Here is a 467-nt window from a genome sequence, read left to right as displayed (position 1 = left end):
CCGTCAGATACGATATGATGCGTATCGAACATTAGAATGTGCCGGTCCGGCGCCAGTTCAGCAAGGCCTACCCGCAGAAGGGGCGGCTTCGCTAGATCAAACGGACGAACGAATTGGCGCACCGTTTCTTCTGCCTGCTCCTCGCTGATCTGCACATATTCCACCTGGAAGGCGGCTTCTTCGTAAATCCGCTGAACCGCTTCGCCTTTTACCATCTCAAAACCGGTACGCAGCGTTTCATGACGAGTTACGAGCCCGTGGAACGCTTCTTCAAACCGCTGCCGGTCGAGCTCCCCTTCGAGCAGCATAGCTCCCGGTATGTTGTAGCTCAGCTCGGCTCCTTCCAGCTGGTTCAAGATATAGAGACGTTTCTGAGCAGAAGAAAGCGGATAATACTCGCTAGATTCTGCAGCCGGAATAGCCGTGAACGAGCCGATCTCCAGCCGCTCCATAGCCGCGGCCATTTC

At 55.2% G+C, this 467-nt stretch carries 1 protein-coding gene; it reads right to left on the bottom strand.

What is annotated here, in order from left to right:
• Positions 1-467 (bottom strand): condensation domain-containing protein (locus tag G9G57_RS25315; RefSeq protein ID WP_164965683.1); only part of this gene is annotated, 467 nt, incomplete at both ends.

This window comes from Paenibacillus sp. EKM211P (assembly GCF_011066175.1).
Classification (GTDB): Bacteria; Bacillota; Bacilli; order Paenibacillales; family Paenibacillaceae; genus Paenibacillus; species Paenibacillus polymyxa.
The sequence above is the reverse complement of the archived record's forward strand: the minus strand, read 5'-3'. Positions and strand labels throughout refer to the sequence as shown.